The organism is Nocardia sp. Tas62D01 (genome assembly GCF_055232035.1).
This window is the reverse complement of the sequence record NZ_JBUYUZ010000001.1, coordinates 2,882,642-2,908,038: the sequence shown is the minus strand read 5'-3', so window position 1 is coordinate 2,908,038 and position 25,397 is coordinate 2,882,642. Positions and strand designations below refer to the sequence as shown.

Sequence of the window (25,397 nt, the reverse complement as noted above, 5' to 3'; positions counted from 1 at the left end):
ATGACAATCACCAATGTCTTGGTTGCCAACCGCGGCGAGATCGCCCGTAGGGTGTTCGCCACCTGCCGCCGAATGGGCATAGGCACGGTCGCGGTTTACTCCGAGGCGGACGCCGCGGCGCCGCATGTCGTCGAGGCCGATGCCGCGGTGCGGCTGCCGGGCAACACCCCTGCGGAGACCTACCTGCGCGGTGAGCTGATCATCGAGGCCGCGCTGGCCACCGGTGCCGACGCCGTCCACCCCGGCTACGGATTCCTTTCCGAGAACGCCGAATTCGCGCGTGCCGTGCTCGCGGCCGGACTCGTCTGGGTCGGTCCGCCGGTCGAGGCCATCGAGCAGATGGGCTCGAAGGTCGCCTCGAAGAAGATGATGGATGCCGCGGGCGTCCCGGTGCTCGCCGAACTGGATCCGGCCGAGGTCACCGATCAGCACCTGCCGGTGCTGATCAAAGCGTCCGCGGGCGGTGGTGGTCGCGGCATGCGGGTGGTGCGCGCACTCGCCGACCTGGAACCCCAAATCGCCGCGGCGCGAAGGGAAGCCGAGTCCGCATTCGGTGACCCCACGGTGTTCTGCGAGCGCTATCTGGAGACCGGCAGGCACATCGAAGTGCAGGTGATGGCGGACACCAGCGGGACGATCTGGGCGGTGGGCGAACGCGAGTGCTCCATCCAGCGTCGCCACCAGAAGGTGCTCGAAGAAGCACCCTCGCCGCTGGTCGAACGCACCGAGGGCATGCGGGAACGGCTCTTCGAAGCGGCCCGGCTGGCTGCCGGAGCGATCGGCTACACCGGCGCGGGCACCGTGGAATTCCTCGCCGACGAGGCAGGAGACTTCTTCTTCCTGGAGATGAATACCCGTCTGCAGGTGGAACATCCGGTCACCGAATGCACCACCGGACTGGATCTCGTGCGGTTGCAGCTCGACATCGCCGCGGGCGGCGAACTGCCGCCGTCGGTACCGGCCTTGCGCGGGCACTCGATCGAGGTCCGCTTGTACGCCGAGGACCCGGCACACGACTGGCAACCGCAGAGCGGCACCGTGCACCGGATCGCCATCCCCTCGGTGACAACCGAGTTCGATGTCCTCGACCGGCCGGGTGTGCGCCTGGATACCGGTGTGGTGGACGGCTCGGTCGTCGGCGTGCATTACGACCCGATGCTCGCCAAGGTCATCTCCTACGCCGATACCCGCGCCGAGGCGGCCCGCCTGCTGGCAACGGCCTTGCACCGCGCCAAGATTCACGGCCTGGTCACCAACCGGGACCTGCTGGTGCGGGTGCTGCGGCACCAGGCTTTCCTCGCGGGTGACACCGACACGGCGTTCTTCGCCACCCACGGATTGGACACGCTCTGCGCGCCGTTGGTCTCCGAGACCGATGAGGCGCTGTCCATCGTGGCCGTCGCGCTGGCGGATGCGGCGGCCAATCGGCGCGCGGCCCGGGTCGGCGGCGGCCTGCCCGCGGGCTGGCGGAATCTGCCGTCGCAGTCGCAACGCAAGTCCTACGAGAGTCGCACCACCGGAACACACGACATCGGCTACCTCTTCACCCGCACCGGTGTGACGGTGGACGGTCACGAAGGTCTCGAACTCGTCGAGTCGGCTCCGGATCGCGTGGTACTCGCGGTACCGGGTGAACGTGGCCTCGTGCGTAGGCATTTCGCCGTCGCGCGCTACGGCGACCTGGTGTACGTCGACTCGTCGCTGGGCCCGGTCGGCGTGCGCAGGCTGCCCCGCTTCAGCGACCCGGCCGATCAGGTGGCCACCGGCTCACTGCTAGCCCCAATGCCAGGCAGCGTGATTCGCCTCGGCGCCGAGGTCGGCAGCCCGGTCGAACAGGGCCAGCCCATTCTGTGGCTGGAAGCCATGAAGATGGAGCACACCATCTCCGCCCCGGCCGCGGGCGTGCTGAGCGCCCTCAATGTCACCGTCGGCCAGCAGGTCGACATGGGTGCCGTACTCGCTGTGGTCGATCCAGTCAACGAAGACAACCAGGAGAAGTAATGAGCTTCATCGAGACCGAAGAGCAGAAGGCGTTACGGGCGGCGGTGGCGGCCCTCGCCACGAAGTACAACTACCGCGACTACGTGCTGCCGAAGGCGCGCAAGAACGAGCCGCTCTCCGAATTGTGGGACAAGGCAGGCGAACTCGGCTTCCTCGGCGTGAATCTGCCGGAGGAGTACGGCGGCGGTGGCGCGGGCATGTACGAGCTGGCGCTGGTGATGGAGGAGCTGTCCGCGCAGGGTGCGGGTCTGCTGCTCATGGTGGTCTCTCCGGCCATCTGCGGCACCATCATCAGCAAGTACGGCACCGACGCGCAGAAGCAGGAATGGCTGACCAAGCTCGCCGACGGCAGCGGCAAGATGGTCTTCGGCATCACCGAACCGGATGCCGGGTCGAACTCGCATCAGATCACCACCACCGCGCGCCGCGACGGCGACGACTGGATCCTCAACGGCCGCAAGATCTTCATCTCCGGCGTGGACCAGGCCGAGGCCGTGTTGATCGTGTCCCGCACCGAGGACCACAAGACCGGAAAGCTCGAGCCCGCGCTGTTCATCGTGCCGACCGATGCCGAGGGCTTCCACAAGACGCCCCAGGAAATGGACATCATCGAGCCGGACCACCAGTTCACGCTGTTCCTCGATGACGTGCGGCTACCCGCCACCGCGCTGGTCGGCAAGGAAAACGCGGCGCTGATGCAGCTTTTCGCGGGCCTCAACCCGGAGCGAATCATGGGTGCGGCGATGGCCGTCGGCATGGGCCGTTACGCGATCGAGCGCGCCGTCGAATACGCCAAGCAACGCACCGTGTGGAAGACGGCCATCGGTGCGCACCAGGGTATTTCGCATCCGCTGGCGCAGGTGAAGATCGAGCTGGAACTGGCCAAGCTGATGATGCAGAAGGCCGCCAACCTCTACGACGCGGGCGACGAGATGGGTGCCGCCGAGGCCGCGAACATGGCGAAATACGCTGCGGCGGAAGCCAGTATCAAGGCGCTCGACCAGGCGATCCAAACGCACGGCGGCGCGGGCCTGACCAAGGAATACGGTCTGGCCGCCATGCTGGCCGCCGCCCGCATCGGTCGCATCGCACCGGTCAGCCGCGAAATGATCCTGAACTTCGTCGCCCAGTACTCGCTGGGCCTGCCGAAGTCCTACTGACACCGTCGCCCCGACCGAGCACGTGGTCCAGGCGCACCCGGGGACCCACCGGGCAGCGTCGGACGGCGCGGAATCCACAGAAGGAGGCTCGATGACCGAGACATCCACCGAACCGTACGTCCGCTACGACGTCCGCGACGGTTTCGCGACGCTCACGCTCGATTCGCCGCACAACCGCAACGCGCTGTCCTCGAAGCTGGTCACCGAACTGCTCCATGGTCTGGACGACGCGGCGGCCGACCCCGCGGTGCGCGGGATCGTGCTCGCGCACACCGGCAACACCTTCTGCGCGGGCGCCGATCTCAGCGAAGCCGGCAATGCCGACCCGGCCGTGGCGGCCGACGAACGCACCCGGGTGATGATCGGCATGCTGCGCAGGCTGGTCGAGACCCCTAAGCCGGTGCTCGCGCAGATCGACGGCAATGTCCGCGCCGGTGGCATGGGCATCGTCGCCGCCTGCGACATCGTGGTGGCCGGACCCGCGAGCAGCTTCGCCCTCACCGAGGTGCGAATCGGCATGGCGCCGTTCATGATTTCGCTGACCCTGCTGTCTCGGCTCAGTGCCCGAGCGGCGAGCAGGTACTACCTGACCGGCGAGAAGTTCGGCGCCGAGGTCGCCGAGCGGATCGGGTTGATCACCGTCACCGCCGACGACCCGGTGCAAGAGGTGGCACGGCTCACCGGCGAGCTGCGCAAGGGCTCCCCGCAGGGCCTTGCAGAGGCCAAGCGTCTGGTCAACGCGGCCGTCCTGGCGGAGTTCGACAGCTGCGCCGAGGAACTCGCTACCCGTTCGGCGAGCTTCTTCGGTACCCCCGAGGTGCACGAAGGCATGATGGCCTTCCTGCAGCGGCGTCCACCGAGCTGGGCAGAATAGCGCTGTGACTGCTCTGACGACTCGTGCCGCCAGCGTCTTCCGCTTTGGCACGCAAGATCGACAGGAACTGGCCCCAGCCCGCATCGGCGATACTCCGATTCGATCCGGTCTTGGCTGCGATCCAGTTGAAGCCGCCAACATCCTCGAGGTGAACTGATGGCGACACCCCACGAACCCAAGCAGGATCGCAGTCGCGCGACCCGGCAGCGCCTGCTCGAGGCGACCATCGACTGCCTTGCCGAAAAGGGCTGGGCCGCCGCGACGGTCGCGGTGGTCGCGGAACGGGCTGGGGTGTCGCGTGGCGCGGCCCAGCATCACTTCCCGACCCGGGAAGAGCTGATCACCGCCGCACTGGAGTACATGTTCGACACCAGGACCGACCAGGCCAAGGTGGAGGCCGAGACCGTCGCCGCGGTCGCCGACGGCGTCGGCCGCACCGAGGCAGTGGTCGCCGGGCTTGTCGAGTCCTACACCAGCCCACTGTTCAAAGCGGCCCTGCAGGTGTGGACCCACGCCGCGGCCGACCCGGCACTGCGCGAACACATCGTCCCGCTGGAAGCGAAATTCGGTCGCGTCTCCCATCGACGCGCGGTGGCGGCGTTGGGTGTCGACGACAGCGACCCGCTCGCCCACCATCTCGTTCAGGCGACCCTCGACCTGGCCCGCGGCCTCGGTCTCGCGGATATCCTCACCGATGACTCCGCCCGCCGCAAGGAAATCGTCCAGCAGTGGGCGGCCACCCTGCACGCCGCCCTGAACGCACCCCGCTGATCATCCAACTCGGCGACTGCCGGGGGCATCGCCCGCTAGCACATGCGCTGTGCCTGGAGGTGCCCCTGATCGATCGCGTACGACGAGGCTCCGATCATGGCACCGATGAGTCCTACGATGATCGCTCCGGGGACCGCGCCGACGATGAAGAAGGGCAGGCCCACGATTCCGCCGATGGTGGCGCCGAGTAACCCGCCCAACGCTGTCCTGAGTCCGATGGTGTCGCCGGGCGGTAGGCATAGCTGTATAAAGGTCACCTGCGGCGGCTGTTCGGATGCCGCGGCGATCGGTTCGGGCGATGCCGTCGGTGCGGCTGCCGCGGTGGAGGCGAATCCGATGGTAAGTGCGATTGCTACCACTGCGCCTGCGATGGTGACGGCTAGTTTCCTGAAGGTTCTCAACTGCATTCCTGATTGTTGTGCGCGTGCCCTTATGGTGGCGGCAAGCCTCGACTCCCCGACTGGAGCCGTCACGCGCGAGATCATCATCGCTGGAAAGTTGCGATACCCAAAGAGATCGGGATTGCGAAGCTGCGAAGGGACTCGGGCTCGGGTCCGAATCCAACTCCCGATGTCACACTCGCGTGGGCCGCGTCGTCCTCTCAGGGAACCACCGACGGACCGTTCCTCGAGGTCGCGGGCCCGCGGCCGGAGACCATGGCGGGTGCCGCCGCGGTGCTGGCAGGTCGGAGGGGCGGCCCGGCTCAGATCCAGGAGTCGAGCGACCTGGCGAACCCGGACCGCGCGCAGTTCGAAAACGGCGGACTGCTGCCCGGGCGCACGCCACGCTGGGCGGACTCACCTTCGCCGAGTGGGTCGAAGCGACAATTCGCCCGGTGACTCAGCACCGGGCGAATTGTGTTCCGCTGGAATCGCGTTCTAGTGTGACGCGGTCAGGTCATACAACGTGACCCCGTCCACCTGGGTCGCGGTGAAGTTCGCCTGCACCCACTGCGCGATCTGCGCGCTTGTCGAGGTGCTGGAAGGACCGGGACCGCGGTTGTTGCCGCCGATGAAGTAGTGGATCTTTCCTTCGGTCACATACTGTTTGAACTGATCCAGAGTAGGTGAGGGGTCGCTGCCGTTGAAGCCGCCGACCGGCATGACCGGCAGTTCGGTGGCCAGTTGGAATCCGGCCGCACTGTTCGAGCCCACCGCTGCGGCGGTCCAAGTGTAGTCGGTGCCGTTGCGTTCCAGCAGCGCCACCACCTGATCGCTGGGGTGGGACGCCCCGAGCAGTCCACCGCTCGGACCACCCATCATTCCTCTTTGACCTGGGCCGCCGGGACCGTTTGCGCCGCCACCTGGCTGTGCGCCCGGTGCGCCACCCGGCGGCATGCCAGGTACGCCATTGGGATTGGCCGCCGGTCCACGGCCACCGGCGGTCGGCCGACCACCATTGCCGGGAACCTGATTGTTGGACTGCGAGTTTCGTCCATCCGGCATGCCGCCGGGTCCGACCGGCCCGGCATCGCCGCCGCCCGGTGGCCGATGACCCCACATGCGGGTGTTCGGACCCGCGGACGGAATCGCGCCCGCATGTCCCGTCGCGATGGTGTCGATGGAGTAGGCGACCGGGCCGGCCAGCCCGACGAACGCGACGGCCACGGCGGAGACCAGCGACAGCTTCCGCGGCGCTGGGAACACCACCGCGAGGGTCGCGATCACGCCGACAACCAGCACCGTCCACCGCAACCACGGCAGGAAACTCGTGCTGCGCGACAACAACATCCATGCCGTCGCCGTGGTAAGCCCTACCGCGAGCGCCAGCATCAACCGCACCCACAGCCGCTGTCGATCCCGCCACAGCAGCACCGCGCCCGCGCCGACCAGTGCGCTGACGGCGGGGGCCAAAGCCACCGTGTAGTACTGGTGGAAGATGCCCGCCATGAAGCTGAAGGTCAGCCCGGTGACCAGCAGCCAGCCACCCCACAGGATCAGCGCGGCGCGCTGGCCGTCGGTGCGGGCGGCCTTGCCGCGCAACAGAAATCCGGCGATCAACGCCACCAGCGCGGCCGGGATCAGCCAAGCGATCTGATCGCCCTGCGTGGGTTCGAACATTCGGGTGATACCGGGGCTGCCCCACATGCTGCCGCCCCCGGCCGGAAGGCCACCTCCGCCGCCGCCCCCGACGCTGCCTCGCTCATTACCGTTCAACCGGCCGAGACCGTTGTAGCCGAACGTCAGCTCCAGGATCGAATTATGTTGCGAGCCACCGACCCACGGCCGCGACGACGCCGGCCACAACTCCACGGTGAGCAGCCACCACCCGGCCGCCACGATCATCGCCAGGCCCGCTGCGAGCAACTGCAGGATTCGCTTGCCCAGCTTCGGCGGTCCTGCGATCAGATACGTCAGCGCCAGCGCGGGCACCACCAGCAGCACCTGCAATTGCTTGGTGAGGAATCCGAACCCGATGAGCGCGCCGGTGAGCACCAGCCATCGGGTGCGGCCGTCTTCCACGGCCCGCGTCATCGCCCAGGCCGCGGCGACCATCACGAACACCAGTAGCGCATCGGGGTTGTTGAACCGGAACATCAGCGCCGCAACCGGAGTCACCGCAAGCGCAAACCCGGCCAGCAGACCCGCCGCCGGGCCGAACGGCCTGCGCACCGTTGCCCACACCAATGCCACCGTGGCCACCCCGAGCAGCACCTCCGGCACCAGGATGCTCCAGCTGTTGAGCCCGAACGCCCGCACCGATAGCTCCATCAACCACAGCGAGGCCGGTGGTTTGTCGACGGTGATCGAGTTCGCCGCATCCGACGACCCGAAGAAGAACGCCTCCCACGACTTCGAACCCGCCTGCACCGCGGCCGAATAGAACGCATTAGCCCAGCCGCTGGAGCTGAGATTACACAGGTAGGCAACCGCCGTGCCGATTAGCAGAGCGGCCAATCCGGGGTATTCCCAGCGTATTTCACGTTTGCGTGACTGATCGGGCAACGTTGTGGTCGGCGGCGTTGTGGTCGGCGGCGTTGTGGTCATCGTCGTTATCATCGACGACCTCCCTCGGTGCTGCTGGCCGCATGGTCGGTGCCGCGCGGATTGCGGAAAACCCAACGCAGACCGACGAATCGGATCAGCGTCGCGATCAGGTTCGCCATCACCAGCACGAAGAGCTCGAGATGAATCTCGGCTTGGGGCGCCGCCCAGTGGTGTAGTGCGAAGAGTGATCCGCTGGTCAGTGCCAAGCCGATACCGAAGATCACCAAGCCCTGGAACTGGTGCGACACGGCGCCGCGCGACCCACGGACCCCGAAAGTGAACGCGCGGTTGGCCGCCGTATTGCCCACTGCGGTGATCAGCAGCGCGAGGAAGTTCGCGGGCTGTGCATCGATAAGTGGTTGCAGCACAAGGTAAAGCGCGAGATAGGCGAGGGTACTCAAAACCCCGACGATCATGAACCGCACCAGCTGCCCGACCATCCCGAGCGGTACGCCCGGCACCAGCGGCTCCCGCCCGATCGCCTGCCGCAACTCCTCCAGTGGCAGTGCGCCGGTGGCCAGCGCGCGGGCGAGCCGCCCGATGCCGAGCAGGTCCTTGCGCGCGGTATCGACGATATCGACGCGACTGTCCGGGTCATCGATCCAGTCGACCGGCACCTCGTGAATACGCAGCCCGGCCCGCTCCGCGAGCACGAGCAGCTCGGTATCGAAGAACCACTCACCGTCGAGCACCAGCGGCAGCAGTCTGCGCGCCACCTCGGTGCGCATCGCCTTGAAACCGCACTGCGCATCCGAAAAGTGCGCCTGCAGTGAGGCTTTCAGCAACAGATTGTAGCAGCGGGAGATGATCTCCCGCTTCGGTCCGCGCACCACCCGCGACGACGCGCTCAACCGGGTGCCGATCGCCAGATCGGAATGCCCGGTGATCAGCGGAGCCACCAAGGGCAGCAACGCATTCAGATCGGTGGACAGATCGACGTCCATGTAGGCGACCACCTGGGCGTCGGAGTGCTCCCACACCGCACGCAGCGCCCGGCCACGCCCCTTGGCGTCCAGGTGCACTACTCGCACATCGGCGAGCTCGTCGGCGAGTAGCCGCGCGACCTGCATGGTGTCGTCGGTGCTGGCGTTGTCGGCGATGGTGATGCGCGCCGGAAACGGAAACCCGTCGCGCAGGTACTCGTGTAGCCGACGCACGCAGACACCGAGGTCGGTTTCCTCGTTGTAGACGGGGATCACCACGTCGAGCACGGGCGTGATCACCGCATCGGTCGATTCCGCCCGGTGCGTGGCGGTCGCGGTTTCGGTCATAATGACAACCTTCGACAACCGCGCTGGTGTGCGGCTGGGTCCCAGCTGTGAGGTTGCTGGGGACCGCGCCCACCGAAACCGCTACCGGATCCGGCGAATCCGCAAAACCGTGTCCGTACGGTGCCCGACCTGCCCCTCGGGGCTGGTGAGCTCACGCTCGACTTCGTCCGCGGTCTCGACCTGCCAGGCATCCAGGTCCAGACCGAGCTCGTCGATGACCTCCGGCATGGTCGGAAAGTGTACGTCGATGTGCGGGTGCTCGACGAACGACGGCCATCCCGCGTGACTCGCGATCAGCAACACCCCGCCCGGCGCCACGGCTGCCGCGGCCTGTCGCAGTACCGTGGCCCGCTCGTCCGCCTGCTCGATCGGTGAGTGGAAGAACTGCGCCGAAACCAGATCGAACAATCCGCTGGGAAACGACTGTGTGAGATCGTGTTCCGCCCACACGATGCGTTCCCCGACGCCCGCCTCCCGCGCGTGCGCGGCGGCCCGTTGCAAGGCGGTCGCGGAGACATCGATCGCGGTGACCCGCCATCCCCGCCCGGCCAGCCAGATGGCGTCGCCGCCTTCCCCGCAACCGAGGTCCAGCGCGCTGCCCGGCGTCAGCTCGGCGGCTTCTCGCACCAGCAGCGCGTTGGGGTTGCCGGTCCAGACTTGGTCGCGTTCTCGATAGAACTCCTCCCAGAACTGCTGGGTGGCGCTGGATTCGGAGGTCTCGGTCATGTGTCGTGCTCCTGTCGCGGTCGCGGGTGGGGTCGGCCACCGTCTTCGAATAATCGCCGGGCGCGGCAAGGGCAGGCCAGTTTTCTTGCTGTTTCGGCAATGAAAGCCGCACGGTCTTCCTCGTCCATTGAGGAGCCGCAGCACCTCTGGGAGCTGCCCTTCATCGAGGCGTGCGTGGTGTCGCCGCGATCCTGCGCAACCTCGGCCGGCCGCAGCACCTCTGGGAGCTGCCCTTCATTGAGGCGGCTCGATCGCGTGGATGTGGCAGGTGACGTGGTCGTCGGCGCCGCAGTGGCCGTGGTCCACAGCGTAGAGGTTGGTGCCGGCGCGGAGCTGTTCGAGGAGCTGATGGGCCTTGTAGCGCAACGGTTCACGCGGGTGGAGACGCGGCGCACGGCGCGGGCGTTGGCGTCGGGTCTGGTGTCGGAACTGACCGCGCCCGCGTCAACCTGAACCTCGACGGACCCGATCTCGGCAAGCGCACCTGGGAAGACTTCCTGGCCGAGCAGCTCTGCTGATCGTCGATTCGTCGGCTTTCGCGCCGGTCAACGCGAACCCGACGGTCACCAGCCGGGAAGCACCCATCTAGTAGTTTCAGGCGCCGATGGCGCGGGCCAAGTGGGGCCAGGAATCGTGTAGGTCTGTTTCGAACTGACCCCAGGTGTGCGAGCCCGCGGGGCGATCGACGTGAATTGCGGACAAGCCGAGGTCGGCGAGCCTGGCTGCGAAGGCGGAGGTGCATGAGCTCGCGATCGCCTCGACGGGCGGGAAAGGTAGTCCGCCCCGGTCGATCGCGCCGGGAATGCCGGAAGCGGCCGACAGGTAGATGGTTTTCCCGGCAAGGCCGGCCGCGTTGGCGAATGCGTCGTGCGCGCGCCACATATCTGAACCAGGTGTGCCCCACATGTTCACCGGGTTCCCGCCGCCTCGCTCGACCACGGCGCTGACGAAGGCCACCCCGAGGGGATCAGAGGCCCATGGGCACCCGCTGTAGGCCGCCACCGCGTCGTAGAGATCGGGAGCCTGGATAGCAAGGTCGAGTGCTGAACCCGCGCTCATCGATACCCCGGCGATGGCGTTGCGTCCCGTCGTGCCGAGCCGCGCGTCGATGACTGCCGGGAGTTCCTGCGTGAGATAGGTCTGCCACCGATTACGGCCGAGCGCCGGGTCAGCGGCGATCCAGTCGGTGTACATGCTGTAGCCGCCGCCGACCGGCATCACCACGTTGACGTGCTTGTCGGCGAAGAACTCTCGGACGTCTGTGTCGTCCCACCACGAGATGCCGTCCTGACCACCACCCGCACCCGTCAACAGATATAGCGTGGGCGCCGGGCCACCGCCCGCAGCCCGAATAACCCTGTTCATCACCACCCGATCCATCGCGGGCGAGTAGACATCCACCTTCGACGCGGCCCCGCCGAGAAGCTCCTCGCCGACCACATCCGCGCCTGACGGGACGGCCATGGCGGGAGAGGCGGACAGGCCGGATACAGCCACCGAGACCGCAATCGTGCTCAGGAGCGCGGCCAAATGCTTTGCAGCCGTCATAATTCCGTTATACCGCCCGAATCTTTACGCCTCTCATCCAGGCGTGCCACTGCAGCTTAGATACGAAAGACCATTACCTTCAATAGATCTGGTGCAGGACGTGATGGCCTCGTATCGTCGAACCGCCACCACTTCCGCTGGCGCAGCCCTGCCGCCAGGCGCGTTCGGTGGTGATAGACGTTGCTGCTCAACAGCTTCCATTCCGAATCCGCGATGCCGTCCGCGCCGGGATGAGCCGACCGCTGCGCTGCAGATGGCGTCGCCGCCTTCCCTGCAACCGAGGTCCAGCGCGCTGCCCGGCGTCAGCTCGGCGGCTTCCCGCACCAGCAGCGGGTTGGGGTTGCCGGTCCAGACTTGGTCGCGTTCTCGATAGAACTCCTCCCAGAACTGCTGGGTGGCGCTGGATTCGGAGGTCTCGGTCATGTGTCGTGCTCCTGTCGCGGTCGCGGGTGGGGTCGGCCACCGTCTTCGAATGATCGCCGGGCGCGGCAAGGGCAGGCCAGTTTTCTTGCTGTTTCGGCAACTGGCCGCGCACCGTTGTCACACTTTGTCCGCGCGCGGCATCATCTAGCGGTACGTGGATGTCACCGGCCTCCCCGACGACGCCGATCTTCGGCGCGGGCTGGTGGAGTGGTTGAACACGGCCGCCGACGCGCTGGGAGCGATATTTCCAGCTGCTATCGGTGATCAATGGCTAGCTCTCCCCGGAAAGCCTTGCGCCGGTGCTGGATTGGACAGCCGAAGCCGTGCTCGCGCGGACACCAGAGGCTGCCGTCTGAGCATTGTGCGGCGGCAACGGTATCCGGGTGTGCGACTCGGATCGGTGCTCGAGTTGTTCGGCGTAGCGTACGGTCGGGGGAACGGGACCGTTCAGGTCTCCAATCAAAGGACCACGATGTCCGATAAATCTCCGCGCAGTGGCATGTCGAAGAAGTCCGGGAAGTCTCTCAAGGAAAAGCGAGCGGAGAAGAAGGCCAAGTCGGCGGGGGATGCGGCCACCGAGACCACCTTCCTGCCCAAGAAGCGCTGACACCCGGCGACTTCGTGGCCGCCTAGTCGAAGGTGACCGCTACCTGGTCGGTTAGCGGCACCGGTTGGCAGGCCATGGATGTCCGAGATGGAGTAAGTGGTTGGTACGGTCGATTTCGTGACGCAACGCGGCCGGGACCCAGACGAGGCGCCACCCAAGCGCGTCGATGCTCGCACCGAGCGGTGGCGCGAGCATCGCAGGAAGGTCCGCGGCGAGTTCGTCGATGCGGCGTTCCGTGCCCTGGACAAGTTCGGTCCCGAGGTCAGCATGGGCGATATCGCCAAGGAGGCGGGTGCGGCGAAACCCAAGCTGTATCGGCATTTCGAGGACAAGACCGATCTCTACAACGCCATCGTCGACCGGGTTCGCGACCTGCTCTGGGAACGAGTCATCGCCAGCTTCGACCTGACGAACGACTCGGCGCGTGAACTGATTCGCCGCGGCGCCGCCGAGTACGTGCTCGTGGTGACTGAGCATCCGAATGTCTTCCGCTTCATGCTGCACAGTCACTTCACCCAGCAGGCCCACGAGTCCGAGCGCGCGCTGCAATCCGCTCGCCAATCGGCCAAGCGGGCGGCCGATCTGATCGCCGGACTGCTGGAGGACACTTCGGTGGAGGTGGCCAGCGTCGAGCTGGTCAACTACTCGATCTTCGGCGCCGTCGCCTCGGCGACGGATTGGTGGCTCGGCGCGAATCGCGTGCAGGCGAACGCCATGCCGATCGAAAAGTTCGTGGCTTATCTGGCCGAGATCATCTCCGCACTGGCAGAGGCCAATGCCCGCCTCAACGGCATCGTCATCGACGCGGATCTACCACTGCACCGTGCTTTTTCGGCCGCCGCATCCACGTGAACCACGCTGTTCTGGTTGAGCCGCATCATCGAGGACCGACCCACCGGCCACCCCTGGATTCCAGCGTTCGCCGGTGCGGGGGCGGGCTCCTGTCCTACGAGTGGTTCAAGCGCCAGAGGGGGGAGACCGGGCCGTGGCCCGCGCCGAGGTCATACGCCGCGGCGAGGCAGCGGTAGGTCCATTCCTTGGCGAAGTCGACCGCGTCCGGGACCGAGTAGCCATTGGCGAGAGCGCAGGCGATGGCCGCGGCCAGGGTGTCGCCGCCGCCGTGGTCATTGCCAGTGCTGATGCGGGGCGCGGTGTATTCCAGGAACTGGTCGCCGTCGAAAAGTAGGTCGGTGCTGTATTCCGAGGCGCGCAGATGTCCGCCCTTGACGATCGCCCACTGCGCCCCGAGTGCGTGCAGAGCTTCGGCGGCGCGGCGCGCGGAATCGTCGTCGGTCACGGTGATACCAGTGATCAGTCGGACCTCGTCGAGGTTCGGTGTCACCACCGTCGCGAGCGGAATGAGCGTGTGCCGCACCGCATCCAGCGCCTCCTCATGCAGCAGCGGGTCGCCGTGCATGGACGCCGCCACCGGGTCGACCACCAGCGGGATCGTCCCATCGCGCCCGATGCCCACCTCGCGGCAGACCTCCGCGACGGATTCGATGATGGCGGTCGAGGCCAGCATGCCGGTCTTGGTCGCGCCGATCCCGATATCCCCGACCACCGAGCGCACCTGATCGGCCACGATCCGCGGCGGAATCTCATGGAAGTCGCTGACACCCACCGAGTTCTGGACGGTCACCGCCGTCACCGCGACGCACGCGTGTACCCCGCACAGCGCCATGGTGCGCGAGTCGGCCTGAATCCCGGCACCGCCGCCGGAGTCCGTCCCGGCGATGGTGAGTACCCGAACCGGGGTCTGTCCCTCGGTCGGCAGTGGCAACAATTTCACACCCCAGACCCTACGGCCTTCCTCCCCCGCTCGTCGGGGGCCGGTGTGCTGTCGTAAATGAAGACCATCGCGCGCCTGGACACCATGGTGACGGTGGTCGACGCGTCCACGTTCCTCACCGAGGTCGCGCGCGGCAGGCGCTAGCCGAACGGAATCTGCAAGCGGGAGAAGGGGATGCGCGCACCATCGCCGACCTGCTGGTGGATCAGGTGGAATTCGACCTGGCCGAGGTGCTCGGCACCGGCCGCTACAACCCGGTGGTGGCCGCCGAGGCCGAAGGATGGGATGATGGCCCGCGACCCACGCACCCGAAGTCGGGGCGTGGATCGCGGCCGGGCCGATCGGGATGCTCAGCTCAGCTTGGCGAAGAACTCCCGGATATCGCCGACCAGCACGTCGGTCGCCTCGTGTGCGGCATAGTGCCCCGCCGCGTCATTGGCGCCGCCCTGCCCGGTGCTGACGTCGTAGGAGTTCCAGCTGACGATATTGCTGTGATCGCGCTCGGCGAACCGGCGGATCGACTGGAAATCGCCCTTGAACATCGCCAGCGCGGTCGGCGCCGTGGTCGGATCGGTCGGCTGCTGCGTGGCGTGCGCGTCCTCGTAGTAGAACCGGATGGAGGAGCCCGCGGTGCCGGTCAGCCAGTAGATGGCCACATTGCCGATCACGAAATCCGCGTCCAGGCCCTCGCCGAACAGCTGCGCGTTCCAGCCGAGCAGGCCGACCGGCGAATCGCTCAGCGCGAAGGCCAGGGTCTGCGGCTGCTGGCTGTGCAGGGTGTTGAACGCCATCTTGTTGTCGTGGAACCACTGCAGGTGCGCCAGGCCGGCCATGTCCTGCTCGGACATGCCCTCAAACTCGGAGGGATCACCGGTCGGGAACGAAAACAGCTGGGTGACATGGACCCCCACGACATGGTCCGGATCGATGCGGCCGATTTCGGGCGAGATCATCGAGCCGCCGTCGTTGCCGATGGCGCCATAGCGCTCGTAACCCAACCGGCTCATCAGCTCCACCCACGCCTTGGCGGTGCGGTCGCGGCCCCAGCCGGTGCTGCGGGTCGGTCCGGAGAAACCGAAGCCGGGCAGAGACGGTATGACCAGATGGAAGGCTGGTGTGTCCGCCGACTCGGGCTCGGTCAGCGGCGCGATGACGTCCAGGTATTCGAGGATCGAGCCCGGCCAGCCGTGGCTGAGGACCGCCGGCATGGCATCGGCGCGCGGGGACTTGATGTGCAGGAAGTGGATGTCCTCGCCCTCGATCTCGGTGACGAACTGCGGGTAGGAGTTCAGCTTCGCCTCCAGCGCCCGCCAATCGAAATCCTCCAGCCAGTACTCGGCGAGGGCGCGCACTCGCTCGTTCGGCACGCCGTAGGCGTCGGCGACGCCGGCCAGCTCATTCGGCCAGATCGCCCGGCGCAGCCGGCTGGCCAGGTCGTCGAGCTGGGCCTGCGGGACGTCGATGCTGAAGGGGCGGATGGCAGTCATGAGCTTCTCCCTTATGAAACGGAATGCTTCGTTCTGTTCGAACAGTATCAGAACGGATCATTCCGTTTCAAGTGTTAATCTGAAGTCATGTCGAAGACATCCGATGCTCCAGCTCCCAAGGCGCTGCCCGGCCGCAAGGCCCAGGCCGCTCGCAACGACGGCCTCATCCTGGAGGCCGCCCGCGCGGTGTTCCTTGCCGATCCCAACGCCCCCATTGCCGCCGTCGCCGAGCGCGCGGGAGTCGGGATCAGCGCGCTGTACCGCCGCTACCAGAGCAAGGAAGTGCTGCTGCGTACCCTCTGCTACGAGGGCTTACGCCGCTACAACGCGGAAGCCGATGCCGCACTGGAGGATTCGGACGGGTGGCGCGCGTTCGTCGGATTCCTGGAGCGGGTGGTCGACGCCGATGTGCACTCGCTGACGGTGCATCTGGCGGGCACCTTCACTCCGGACGAGACGATCCTGCCCGAGGTCACGCACTCGGCGGAGGTGAACGAGGAGCTGATCCGCCGCGCCCACGCCTCCGGTCGGCTGCGTTCCGAGGTCAAGACACAGGACGTCGGCCTGATCCTGGAAGCGTGCGCCGCCATCACAACCCCCGACCCGCAACGCACCGCCCAACTGCGCCGCCGCATGCTGGCGCTGCTCATCGACGGCCTGACGGTAAATGGCGATCTGCCGGGCCCGCCACCCCAGCCGGGCGAATTCGCCTGGCGCTGGCAGCCACGTCAGTGACCGATCACGCAAACACCGACGCTGCGACCGGGCCGCGCGACGCGCGTTTCGACGGTCAGTGGTTGCAGCGGGATCGGGCCGAGGTTTTCCACCGCGACCCGGCCGAGCTGGAAACCCGCCCGCGGCGCGCAGCGCTCGATGGCATGGCCGAGCAGCGCGGACGGTGGACCGGCATGCTGCGCGTCCGGGGACCAGGGGCCGCGGGTGAGTTCGGTCGAGACGAACCGATTCGGGTCCGCCGGATCCGGGAGGTAGAAGGCGTCGGCCACGTTTGCGACGCTACTCCGGCGATGCGGGCGGCCGGTCTAGACGAGTAAGTCCGAAGTCCTTGGTGGTTCTATCGACCATCTGCGACGTCACTGACCGGTCGATGTTGGCGTCGGTGCCCGACCGAAGATGTTCGTATCGACGAATCTTGACGTCGCTACCTTGGTTGCGATTCGCGGAAGAGCATGCCTCGCCCGGATCTCTGTGCCGAAAAGATCATCACAACTCTGGATCTGCCAGCAACACGACGCGGTCCGCTGCGACGTCGAACCCGAGCACAGGGTGCATGCCGTCACCGCCTTCGTTGGTCATGGACACCGGCTTGCCCAGCCGGCGGCCTATCGCGGACAGGAATCCGCACAGGATGTCGACCCCCACCTGTCCTTGTAGTTCGTAAAGGTTGACGTCGAAATAGATCACCGAGTCCGACCACGGTCGGAAAATCATCCGTACCCCTGGAACAGGCCAGACACACAGGTGGACCGTCTCCGCGTCAGCGGGGCGCGACAGAACCTCCGCGGCAGATGGCAGCGCGCACACAAGGTCGCCTTCCCGGTACTCCCACTCCCAGCCACTCGATCGGACCAGGTCGAACACCGCCTGCCAGTCCTCGACCGAGGCGCCCAACACCCACACATCCGGCAAGCCGCCCATCAGGTACGGGTCGAAGAAGTTCTTGACGTCGTTCCACAGCAGGTCTGGCACCATGCCATGCTGACCGATCGCCTCTGCGAAGGCAGCACAATTTCGTCGACGAGCCCTTTAGCGAACTGTCCCACGTGGGGCTGCTGTGCGCCGCCGATCTCCGCCGTCGCCTCAGGCACGCTCGATGACGTCATTTTTCACCGTCATCTTCACCCCTCACCCACCTCGTACGACGTCAGATTCCGCCGATAAGCGACGTCGGAATTCGCTGGCACAACCATCCTTGGCGCGCATAGGGGAAGGGCCTCGTTGACCGTTGTGTGACGAACGACATCGAGACCCTTCTCGCCGCACTGTAGGTGAAGATCGACGACGAGTTGGGAGGACCGCGATGGACGGGCAGGCCGCCGGTGCTGACCGACTCCGAGCTGGTGTGTGTCGCGGTGGCCCAGTCGCTGCTCGGGTTCACCTCCGAGGCCCACTGGCTGCGCTACGCCCGCAAGCACCTGAACGGAATCCTATTTGCCGCAGCAGTCCGGCTACAACAAGCGGCTGCGCGCGGCACTCGGCCTGGTCAAGCGGGTCATCCGAATGCTGGCGAAATCGAGCGACTTCTGGCTGGACGACTGCTGGATCGTGGACTCCACCCCGGTGCCGTGCGGGATGTCGCGACCCACGGTCAAAGCCTCCGACCTGGCTGGATGGACCGGATACGGCTACTGCGCCAGCCACTCCCGGTTCTTCTGGGGGCTACGCCTGTATCTGGTGTGCACCCCGTCTGGGATGCCGATCTTGTGGGCTTTTGGCCGACCCCAAGCTGGGCGAGCGCGAGGTACTGGCCGCGATGTTGGAGGTCGAAGCGGGGGTCGTGGCCGAGCACGAGAGCATCCTGCTGATCTCCGACAAAGGTTTCGCCAGCAAGGACTTCGAAAACTTGTTGGCCGACTACGAGATCACGCTGCTGCGGCCCTCCCGCAAGCGGGAGAAGGCGCGCTACGGCGAACCACTGCTCAAGAAGGTCCGGCAACTGATCGAGTCGGTCAACGACACCCTAATGAGATGTAGCGGGTCGGTCGATCGGGCAGACTCGCTACTGGTAGCGGCTGGTAGGTGAGCACTGATTGGCCCCGGACTTCGAGTCCTGCTTTGAGATCGTGCCCCTGCCGGTCGGCCGGGAGAAATGGATCGCTGATGGGATGTCGTGCCTGCCGCATGACGGCGTGAGCACCGATTCATTAGGTCGCCGACGTTCTCCCGCACGCTGCCGGATTTGGTGTCCGACAACGATGAAGAGGGAACAGCTGTGCTGCTGGTCGGTGATGACTGGGCCGAGGACCACCACGATGTCGAGCTGATGGATGAGGCCGGGAAACGGCTGGCCAAGGCTCGATTACCGGAAGGGATCGCCGGGATCACCCGGCTGCACGCCATGATCGGTGAACACCTCGGCGACGACGCCGATGCCGCGCGGGTACGGATCGGGATCGAAACCGATCGTGGCCCGTGGGTCGCGGCGTTGATCGCGGCCGGCTACACGTTGTACGCGGTGAACCCGTTGCAGGCGGCCCGGTTCCGGGAACGCCGCAGCGTTTCGGGTGCGAAGAGCGATGCCGCCGACGCGCATACCCTTGCCGACATGGTCCGTACCGACGCGCACCAGTTGCGTCCGGTCGCCGGGGACAGTCCCGCCGCAGAAGCGGTGAAAGTTGTTGCGCGAGCACATAAAACGTTGATCTGGGAACGCACCCGCCACACGCAGCGGTTACGGTACGCGTTGCGGGAGTACTTCCCCGCCGCTTTGGAAGCGTTCGACGACCTCGACGCTCCCGACGCCCTGGAGCTGCTCGGCAAGGCACCCGACCCGGCCGCCGCGGCGCGGTTGTCGCTCAACCAGATCCGGGCCGCGCTGAAGCGGGCCGGCCGCCGCGGCGACCTCGACGCTAGAGCCGCCCGTATCCAGGCAATCCTGCGCAGCGAGCAGCTGGGCCGCAACCAGGTCATCGCGGCGGCCTACGCGGCAGGGACCCGCGCCGCGGTCGCGGTCCTGGCCACCCTCGACGAGCAGGTGAAAGTCCTGCAAGGGGAGGTCGAGGCCCATTTTGGCCGGCACCCGGCCGCTGAGATCATCTTGTCCCAGCCAGGACTGGGCAAGATCCTCGGCGCCCGGGTGCTCGCCGAGTTCGGGGACGACCCCACCCGCTACGCCAGCGCCAAGGCCCGCAAGAACTATGCCGCGACCAGCCCCATCACCCGCGCCTCGGGGAAAATGAAGGTCGTCGCGGCCCGGTTCGTGCACCAGGACCGGCTCGTCGACGCGCTGATGGCCCAAGCATTCAGTGCGCTCAACGTATCGCCGGGAGCCCGCGCCTACTACGACAAGCAACGCGCCCGCGGCCTAGCCCACCGTGCCGCCCTGCGTCAGGTCGCCAACCGGCTCGTGGGCATCCTCCACGGCTGCCTCAAATCCGGAACCCTCTACAACGAGACCACCGCCTGGACACACCACACCCAAGATCAACAAGCCGCAGCTTGACAAGCTAAGCCCTGGGATGTCTCAAAGGCCAGCTCGACCTCGAAGACCACGGCGGACGCAGCTACGCGGGCGTCGCCATCCGCGTCGCCCAACGCGTCCTCGCTATGGCGGCCGCGATCTGGCACGACCTCACCGGAGCTCCGGTCACCCGGTCCCTGATCGCCTACGACCTGGACTTACTCGTCCTAGGCCCGGCCGAAGGCAAGGGCCACATTGTGGCCGCCGAAACCGAACGAGTTGTTGAGCGCGTAGTCGATCCGTTGCTCGCGGGGCGCGCCCGCGACAATGTCGAGATCGATGTCCAGATCCCGATGGTCGAGATTCAGTGTGGGCGGGACGATCTGGTCGCGCAAGGTCAGCAGGGTCAGGATCGATTCGAGCGCGCCGACGGCTCCGATCGAATGTCCCAGTGCGGATTTCGGCGCGTAGACCGAGGCTTCCGGCACCACGGCCGCGATCGCATTGGCCTCCGAAGCATCGCCGATGGACGTCGAGGTGGCATGGGCGTTGACGTGCTGAATATCCGAAACCTGTAGTCCAGCAGTGCTTATCGCCTTGCGCATGGCCCGCGCGGCGCCGATGCCTCCCGGATCCGACGCCACGATGTGGTAGGCGTCGGAGGTGATTCCCGCGCCGAGTACCCGGCCGTGGATCTGCGCGCCGCGGGCCCTGGCATGCCGCTCGGATTCGAGCACCATCAGTGCGCCCGCCTCGCCGAAGACGAAGCCGTCGCGGTCCCGATCGAACGGCCGTGACGCCCGCTCCGGTTCGTCATTGCGCGTGCTCATCGCGCGCATCATCGCGAAACTCGCGATCGGCACCGCGTGAATGTGGCCCTCCACCCCGCCCGCGACGACCACGTCGGCCTCACCGGTGGTGATCAGTCGCCAGGCGTGCGCGATCGCCTCGGAGCCGGACGAACACGCCGACACCGGCGCGAAAATGCCTGCCTGCGCACCGATTTCGAGGCCGACGGTTGCGGCGGGTCCATTCGGCATCACCATCGGCACCGACATCGGTGACACCTTCCGGTAGCCGCCCTCGCGCATCGCGTCGACGGCATTGATCAGCGCATCGCCGCCGCCGAGGCCGGTGCCGATCGCGACGGCCAGTCGTTGCTTGTCGACCGCGGGCTCGCCCGCATTGCGCCAGACCTGGCGGCCCAGTACCAGCGCCATCTGCTCGACATAGGACAACCGTCGCTGCTCGATCCGCGTCAACTGCGCACTGGGTTGCGACTTCAGCTTGCCGCCGATCCGCACCGGCAGGTCGTACTCGGTGACGAAATCGTCCTCGAGGATCCCGATGCCGGTGTGTCCGAGTAGCAGTTCGGACCAGGTCGCGTCTATATCGTCGGCGAGCGAGGTGGTCGCGGCATAGGCGGTGACCACGACAGCGTCGCGTGCGGCACCGGAAGTTTCTGAAGCGATTGTTACAGTCACGGTGTCATGAATACCTGTACCACTCGCTACAGTCAACCCATGGCCCGCCCACTCGACCACGTCAAACGCGCCGAACTCCTGGCCAGCATCGTGCAATACATCGCCGATCACGGTCTCGCGGACCTGTCGTTGCGTCCGCTCGCCGCCGAACTCGGCACCAGCTCGCGCATGTTGATCTACTACTTCGAGACCAAGGAAGAGATGCTCGTGCAGGCGCTCACCACTCAGCGCCCGGATATCGCGGCGCTGTTCGCGGACGTCTGCGACGCGGCCGCGTTGCGGCAGCGAGTGGGCGACTTCTTCACCTCGAGCCTGTCGGGCGCCGGCGCCACCAGCGTGCGAGTTCTACTGCAGGTCTTGGGCGCCGCGTGCGCGCCGCACAGCCCGTACGCCACGTACGCGAATACGGCGATCGCGACCTTCGTCGCCGCGCTCGCCGACGCCATGCGCCGCATCGAATCGATCGATGATCCGGAAGTGGTTGCGACACTGCTGATCTCGGGATTGCGCGGGGTGATCCAGGATCGCCTGATCACCGGCGACGTCGAACGCACCAACCGCGCCGCCTGCCGACTGATCGAGCAGACCGTGCGCTAGCGGTCGTCGATCTCGATCCGTCCCGGTGCGGATGGCGCGTGGAATCCGAGCTGGTCTGTCGTTGACGCCCAGCGCTCGTCGAGCGGGCGGGTCGCGCAGCAGCACGAAACCGTGTGAGCCGCACACCTGATGTCGGGTGTGCGGCTCACACGGTTGCGTGATCGCAGCGGTGTATCAAGTTATGCGAGCGCTATGGCGGTGCACAGTCCCGCGACCGCGATGGCCTGCAGCGCAACCCGCACGTTGATGCCGACCAAGCGCTGCGGATGATGGATTCGATATCGGAATTGGTTGCAGTCCAACCCAGTTCGCGGTGCGCCAGGGTGCTGTCGCTGACCAATCGAGGCGGCTCCGGGACCGCGGCGCGGTGCTCGACCGGAACGTCGCGTCCCGTCACGCGCGTGATGGCGTCGATCAATTCCTTGACGCTCGTGCCCACGCCGCTGCCGATGTTGTAGCGCAGGCAAACACCCGGATCGGGCATTCGGGCGATTGCGGCAGCGAAAGCGCCTGCGGCATCGGCGATATGCACATAGTCGCGGACCGCGCTGCCATCGCCGTTTACGGCCAGTGCGGGGCTGTCACCGGCGACGGCCGAGAGGGCGCGGGGGAGGATACGGCTGCTGTCCAGATCGTGCCCGCCCGCAATATTGAACAGGCGCAGCACCACTGCGGCGAGTTTGCCTGCGCGAGCCTGCGATTCGATGGCCAACTCGGCGGCCTGCTTACTCGCGGCATATGGGTGGGGAGGGTCCTCGCGCAGATCTTCTGCCATCGGCTGCCGGTCAGGGGTCCCGTAAATCGAGGCGGTGGAGGCGAAAACCATTGCGCGGACCCCCGCCGATTCCATGGCCCGCAGCAACGCGACTGTTCCTCCGGTGTTGACATCGAAGTAGCGCAACGGATTCACCAAAGACTCCCGCACCCGTGTGATACCGGCGAGATGGCACACCACATCGATGTCCTGCACAGCCGCGCGCAACGAGCTCGGGTCGAGGAGATCGGCGGTGCGCGCCGGCAGGCCGGTCGGAACCTGCGAACGGTTGTTGTGGACAAGTCCGACGACGTCGTATCCGCAGCGGCGCAACGCCTCGACGACCGCGCCACCCAGATAGCCGTTGGTACCTGTGACGAGTGCTCGCACCGCCATCCCCACTCGCACAGCTCGTTTTGGAGCTTAAGTTTCCACGGACTTGTGAATCCGGATGTGGCTGAGAGTCGCCCTATCTCGGGTCAGCGACGTGCTCCCGACCGCGACTGGGGTGGGAGCACGCCGCTGCAATCGCATGCGCCGATCAGGCCGCCTGCTGTTTCCTAGGAGACGACAGGCAGGTACACCGCGTTGCCGTGGTCGGCGAACTCGGCCGACTTCTCGGCCATGCCTGCCTCCAGTGCTTCGGTCTCCGAAAGCCCTTGGCGCGCAGCGTATTCCCGAACATCGGCCGAGATGCGCATCGAGCAGAACTTCGGGCCGCACATGGAGCAGAAGTGGGCGGTCTTGGCGGGCTCGGCGGGCATGGTTTCGTCGTGGTACTCGCGGGCCGTGTCCGGATCCAGTGAGAGTGCGAATTGGTCGCGCCAGCGGAATTCGAAACGGGCCTTGGACAATTCGTTGTCGCGGTCCTGGGCGTGCGGGTGGCCCTTGGCGAGGTCGGCAGCGTGGGCGGCGATCTTGTAGGTGATCACGCCGACCTTGACGTCGTCGCGGTTGGGCAGGCCCAGGTGCTCCTTGGGGGTGACGTAGCAGAGCATGGCGGTGCCCGCTTGGGCGATGATCGCGGCGCCGATGGCCGAGGTGATGTGGTCGTAGGCGGGCGCGATATCAGTGGCGAGCGGGCCGAGGGTGTAGAACGGCGCTTCCTCGCACAGTTCCTCTTCGAGCCGCACGTTTTCCACGATCTTGTGCATCGGCACGTGGCCGGGGCCTTCGATCATCACCTGCACGCCATGGGATTTCGCGATCTTCGTCAGTTCGCCGAGGGTGCGCAGCTCGGCGAACTGCGCCTCGTCGTTGGCGTCGGCGATGGAGCCGGGACGCAGGCCGTCACCGAGGGAGAAGGTCACGTCGTACTTCGCCAGGATCTCGCAGAGTTCGGCAAAGTTGGTGTACAGGAACGATTCCCGGTGATGCGCCAGACACCACGCCGCCATGATGGAACCGCCGCGCGAGACGATTCCGGTGACCCGTTTGGCGGTCAGCGGCACGTATCGCAGCAGCACGCCTGCGTGCACGGTCATGTAGTCGACACCCTGCTCACACTGCTCGATCACGGTGTCGCGGTAGATCTCCCAGGTGAGCGCGGTCGGATCGCCGTTCACCTTTTCCAGCGCCTGGTAGATCGGCACGGTGCCGACCGGGACGGGGGAGTTGCGCAGGATCCACTCGCGGGTCTCGTGAATGTTCTTGCCGGTGGACAGATCCATGATGGTGTCCGCGCCCCAGCGGGTGGCCCACACCATCTTCTCGACTTCCTCTGCGATGGAAGAGGATACGGCCGAGTTGCCGATATTCGCGTTGATCTTCACCAGGAACTTCTTGCCGATGATGGTCGGCTCGAGTTCGGGGTGCTTGTGGTTGGCGGGGATCACCGCGCGGCCCGCCGCCACCTCGTCACGCACCAGGTCCGGTGTCACGCCCTCGCGGGCCGCGATGAAGCGCATCTCGGGGGTGATGATGCCCTGCCGCGCCCAGGAGAGCTGGGTCGGTGGCCCGTCGACCTCCGGCTTGGTCCAGCCGTCGCGCAGTTTCGGCAGACCGGACTCGACGTCTATGGTCGCGGCATCATCGGTGTACGGGCCCGAGGTGTCGTAGACGTCGAAATGCTCGCCATTTGTCAGATTGACCCGACGCACCGGAATGCGCAGGTCATCGACCTCTTGATAGTGCTTGGTGCTGCCCTCGATAGGACCCGTGGTGACGGAATCGACGGTTGTGCCCATGATGGTCTTCCTCCCTACGCCGGCATTACCCGGTCAGGTTCATACGGTCGACAGCCCTGACGCCACGAATGGCTAGCTGTCCTCTCAGCCCGCTGGTGCGAGCCCCCGTCGGTGGTATGAAATCTTCCCGGACGACCATACCCGCACACTCCAACCGCCCGATGATCGGACGAACCTCCAAGTCGGTGCAGCTGACGGCCGGTCCGCGACCGGTAGATTCACGACGTGAAATTCACCCTGGAAGTGGATCTGGAAACCCTGCCGGATGGCGTGGACAACGCCGCCCGCGCCGACGAACTCGCCCGCATCCTGCGCTACTGGGCCGGAGCCGTGAAGCACTACGAACTAACCGACGGCGACGGCTCAGCCATCTACAACTCCGCCTACCGCGAAGTGGGCGCCTGGCGAATCGGCTGAGCGCATCGACTCACGGGCGGCCGAACTCGCCCTCCATCACGCCTGTGGTGAAGGCTTCCCACTCACCGGGCGGAGCCATCAATACATCGACGGCCTACCCTCGCCTACCGTGTGAGCAGCTGTTTCTCGGTCCGTGATCGAGCGTCGGAGCAACGGGCAGCGGCGGCACCCTCT

24 protein-coding genes and 3 pseudogenes are annotated in these 25,397 nt (G+C 66.3%); 14 read left to right on the top strand and 13 right to left on the bottom strand.

All coding sequences use genetic code 11. From position 1 onward, the window contains the following. The 4 genes from ACV7NQ_RS14315 (at position 1) to ACV7NQ_RS14300 (ending at position 4,806) form a co-directional block, all read left to right on the top strand. On the top strand, positions 1–2,001 hold the full coding sequence (locus ACV7NQ_RS14315) for an acetyl/propionyl/methylcrotonyl-CoA carboxylase subunit alpha (protein ID WP_463360101.1): 2,001 nt from the start codon (positions 1–3) through the stop codon (positions 1,999–2,001). Beyond that, on the top strand, positions 2,001–3,161 hold the full coding sequence (locus ACV7NQ_RS14310) for an acyl-CoA dehydrogenase family protein (RefSeq protein ID WP_463360100.1): 1,161 nt from the start codon (positions 2,001–2,003) through the stop codon (positions 3,159–3,161). The genes ACV7NQ_RS14315 and ACV7NQ_RS14310 overlap by 1 nt, the downstream gene beginning before the upstream one ends. 91 nt (positions 3,162–3,252) lie before the next feature. Next, on the top strand, positions 3,253–4,035 hold the full coding sequence (locus ACV7NQ_RS14305) for an enoyl-CoA hydratase family protein (RefSeq protein WP_463360099.1): 783 nt from the start codon (positions 3,253–3,255) through the stop codon (positions 4,033–4,035). A gap of 156 nt (positions 4,036–4,191) precedes the next feature. Next, positions 4,192–4,806: a TetR/AcrR family transcriptional regulator gene (locus ACV7NQ_RS14300; RefSeq protein WP_463360098.1), complete on the top strand. Its 615-nt coding sequence runs from the start codon at positions 4,192–4,194 to the stop codon at positions 4,804–4,806. Between the two features lie 35 nt (positions 4,807–4,841). On the opposite strand, the gene ACV7NQ_RS14295 is transcribed toward ACV7NQ_RS14300, so the two are convergent. The 4 genes from ACV7NQ_RS14295 to ACV7NQ_RS14280 form a co-directional block, all read right to left on the bottom strand. After that, the gene (locus tag ACV7NQ_RS14295; protein ID WP_463360097.1) at positions 4,842–5,213 is read right to left on the bottom strand and encodes a hypothetical protein; all 372 of its coding nucleotides are present in this window, start codon (positions 5,211–5,213) and stop codon (positions 4,842–4,844) included. Between the two features lie 471 nt (positions 5,214–5,684). Beyond that, the gene (locus tag ACV7NQ_RS14290) at positions 5,685–7,793 is read right to left on the bottom strand and encodes a glycosyltransferase family 39 protein (protein WP_463360096.1); all 2,109 of its coding nucleotides are present in this window, start codon (positions 7,791–7,793) and stop codon (positions 5,685–5,687) included. A gap of 8 nt (positions 7,794–7,801) precedes the next feature. Then, the gene (locus ACV7NQ_RS14285; RefSeq protein ID WP_463360095.1) at positions 7,802–9,064 is read right to left on the bottom strand and encodes a bifunctional glycosyltransferase family 2/GtrA family protein; all 1,263 of its coding nucleotides are present in this window, start codon (positions 9,062–9,064) and stop codon (positions 7,802–7,804) included. 81 nt (positions 9,065–9,145) lie between these two features. Next, entirely contained in the window at positions 9,146–9,790 is a 645-nt protein-coding gene (locus ACV7NQ_RS14280; protein WP_463360094.1) for a class I SAM-dependent methyltransferase, read from the bottom strand. Between the two features lie 255 nt (positions 9,791–10,045). Between ACV7NQ_RS14280 and ACV7NQ_RS14275 the strand changes: the two genes are divergently transcribed. Then, entirely contained in the window at positions 10,046–10,243 is a 198-nt protein-coding gene (locus ACV7NQ_RS14275; protein WP_463360093.1) for a hypothetical protein, read from the top strand. 141 nt (positions 10,244–10,384) lie between these two features. Here the strand turns inward: ACV7NQ_RS14275 and ACV7NQ_RS14270 are convergent, their stop codons facing one another. Both ACV7NQ_RS14270 and ACV7NQ_RS14265 read right to left on the bottom strand, forming a co-directional pair. Continuing rightward, complete coding sequence (locus ACV7NQ_RS14270) at positions 10,385–11,338, bottom strand: alpha/beta hydrolase (RefSeq protein ID WP_463360092.1); 954 nt, start codon at positions 11,336–11,338, stop codon at positions 10,385–10,387. Between the two features lie 33 nt (positions 11,339–11,371). Then, positions 11,372–11,761: a hypothetical protein gene (locus ACV7NQ_RS14265; protein ID WP_463360091.1), complete on the bottom strand. Its 390-nt coding sequence runs from the start codon at positions 11,759–11,761 to the stop codon at positions 11,372–11,374. A 472-nt stretch (positions 11,762–12,233) separates the two neighbouring features. Between ACV7NQ_RS14265 and ACV7NQ_RS14260 the strand changes: the two genes are divergently transcribed. Together ACV7NQ_RS14260 and ACV7NQ_RS14255 are read left to right on the top strand one after the other, a co-directional pair. Continuing rightward, positions 12,234–12,368: a hypothetical protein gene (locus ACV7NQ_RS14260; protein ID WP_463360090.1), complete on the top strand. Its 135-nt coding sequence runs from the start codon at positions 12,234–12,236 to the stop codon at positions 12,366–12,368. Positions 12,369–12,464: 96 nt separating this feature from the next. After that, positions 12,465–13,220: a TetR family transcriptional regulator gene (locus tag ACV7NQ_RS14255; RefSeq protein ID WP_463360089.1), complete on the top strand. Its 756-nt coding sequence runs from the start codon at positions 12,465–12,467 to the stop codon at positions 13,218–13,220. A gap of 94 nt (positions 13,221–13,314) precedes the next feature. On the opposite strand, the gene thiD is transcribed toward ACV7NQ_RS14255, so the two are convergent. After that, complete coding sequence (thiD, locus tag ACV7NQ_RS14250) at positions 13,315–14,160, bottom strand: bifunctional hydroxymethylpyrimidine kinase/phosphomethylpyrimidine kinase (RefSeq protein ID WP_463360088.1); 846 nt, start codon at positions 14,158–14,160, stop codon at positions 13,315–13,317. A 63-nt stretch (positions 14,161–14,223) separates the two neighbouring features. Between thiD and ACV7NQ_RS14245 the strand changes: the two are divergent. Further along, a pseudogene (locus tag ACV7NQ_RS14245) lies at positions 14,224–14,378 on the top strand (GTP-binding protein); the annotation flags it as partial. Positions 14,379–14,510: 132 nt separating this feature from the next. Here ACV7NQ_RS14245 and ACV7NQ_RS14240 read toward each other — a convergent pair. After that, positions 14,511–15,647, bottom strand: coding sequence for an epoxide hydrolase family protein (locus ACV7NQ_RS14240; protein WP_463360087.1), 1,137 nt, complete (start codon positions 15,645–15,647; stop codon positions 14,511–14,513). Positions 15,648–15,734: 87 nt separating this feature from the next. On the opposite strand from ACV7NQ_RS14240, the gene ACV7NQ_RS14235 reads away from it, so the two are divergent. Further along, a complete protein-coding gene (locus ACV7NQ_RS14235) occupies positions 15,735–16,382 on the top strand; it encodes a TetR/AcrR family transcriptional regulator (protein WP_463360086.1) in 648 nt (215 codons plus the stop codon). On the opposite strand, the gene ACV7NQ_RS14230 is transcribed toward ACV7NQ_RS14235, so the two are convergent. Further along, positions 16,376–16,651 (bottom strand): acyl-CoA thioesterase domain-containing protein, encoded by a 276-nt coding sequence (locus tag ACV7NQ_RS14230; protein WP_463360085.1) that lies wholly within the window; start codon positions 16,649–16,651, stop codon positions 16,376–16,378. The two genes, ACV7NQ_RS14235 and ACV7NQ_RS14230, sit on opposite strands and share 7 nt — an antisense overlap. Positions 16,652–16,868: 217 nt before the next feature. Continuing rightward, positions 16,869–17,357 (bottom strand): hypothetical protein, encoded by a 489-nt coding sequence (locus tag ACV7NQ_RS14225; RefSeq protein WP_463360084.1) that lies wholly within the window; start codon positions 17,355–17,357, stop codon positions 16,869–16,871. 296 nt (positions 17,358–17,653) lie between these two features. Between ACV7NQ_RS14225 and ACV7NQ_RS14220 the strand changes: the two are divergent. The 3 genes and pseudogenes from ACV7NQ_RS14220 to ACV7NQ_RS14210 form a co-directional block, all read left to right on the top strand. Beyond that, positions 17,654–18,381: pseudogene (locus ACV7NQ_RS14220) on the top strand (IS982 family transposase); the annotation flags it as partial. Positions 18,382–18,597: 216 nt separating this feature from the next. Continuing rightward, positions 18,598–19,827 carry an IS110 family RNA-guided transposase gene (locus ACV7NQ_RS14215; RefSeq protein ID WP_463365662.1) on the top strand — a complete coding sequence of 410 codons (1,230 nt, stop codon included), beginning with the start codon at positions 18,598–18,600 and terminating at the stop codon, positions 19,825–19,827. Positions 19,828–19,847: 20 nt separating this feature from the next. Further along, a pseudogene (locus ACV7NQ_RS14210) lies at positions 19,848–19,997 on the top strand (IS982 family transposase); the annotation flags it as partial. A 15-nt stretch (positions 19,998–20,012) separates the two neighbouring features. Here ACV7NQ_RS14210 and ACV7NQ_RS14205 read toward each other — a convergent pair. Then, positions 20,013–21,269, bottom strand: a complete 1,257-nt coding sequence (locus tag ACV7NQ_RS14205; RefSeq protein WP_463360083.1) for a KasA/KasB family beta-ketoacyl-ACP synthase — start codon at positions 21,267–21,269, stop codon at positions 20,013–20,015. Positions 21,270–21,308: 39 nt separating this feature from the next. Between ACV7NQ_RS14205 and ACV7NQ_RS14200 the strand changes: the two genes are divergently transcribed. Continuing rightward, positions 21,309–21,866 (top strand): TetR family transcriptional regulator, encoded by a 558-nt coding sequence (locus ACV7NQ_RS14200; RefSeq protein ID WP_463360082.1) that lies wholly within the window; start codon positions 21,309–21,311, stop codon positions 21,864–21,866. A 190-nt stretch (positions 21,867–22,056) separates the two neighbouring features. Here ACV7NQ_RS14200 and ACV7NQ_RS14195 read toward each other — a convergent pair whose 3' ends face one another. Further along, positions 22,057–23,016, bottom strand: a complete 960-nt coding sequence (locus ACV7NQ_RS14195) for an NAD-dependent epimerase/dehydratase family protein (protein WP_463360081.1) — start codon at positions 23,014–23,016, stop codon at positions 22,057–22,059. Between the two features lie 164 nt (positions 23,017–23,180). Further along, positions 23,181–24,806 (bottom strand): phosphomethylpyrimidine synthase ThiC, encoded by a 1,626-nt coding sequence (thiC, locus tag ACV7NQ_RS14190; protein ID WP_463360080.1) that lies wholly within the window; start codon positions 24,804–24,806, stop codon positions 23,181–23,183. Between the two features lie 225 nt (positions 24,807–25,031). On the opposite strand from thiC, the gene ACV7NQ_RS14185 reads away from it, so the two are divergent. Continuing rightward, positions 25,032–25,223 carry a hypothetical protein gene (locus ACV7NQ_RS14185; RefSeq protein WP_463360079.1) on the top strand — a complete coding sequence of 64 codons (192 nt, stop codon included), beginning with the start codon at positions 25,032–25,034 and terminating at the stop codon, positions 25,221–25,223. Positions 25,224–25,397 lie beyond the last annotated feature (174 nt).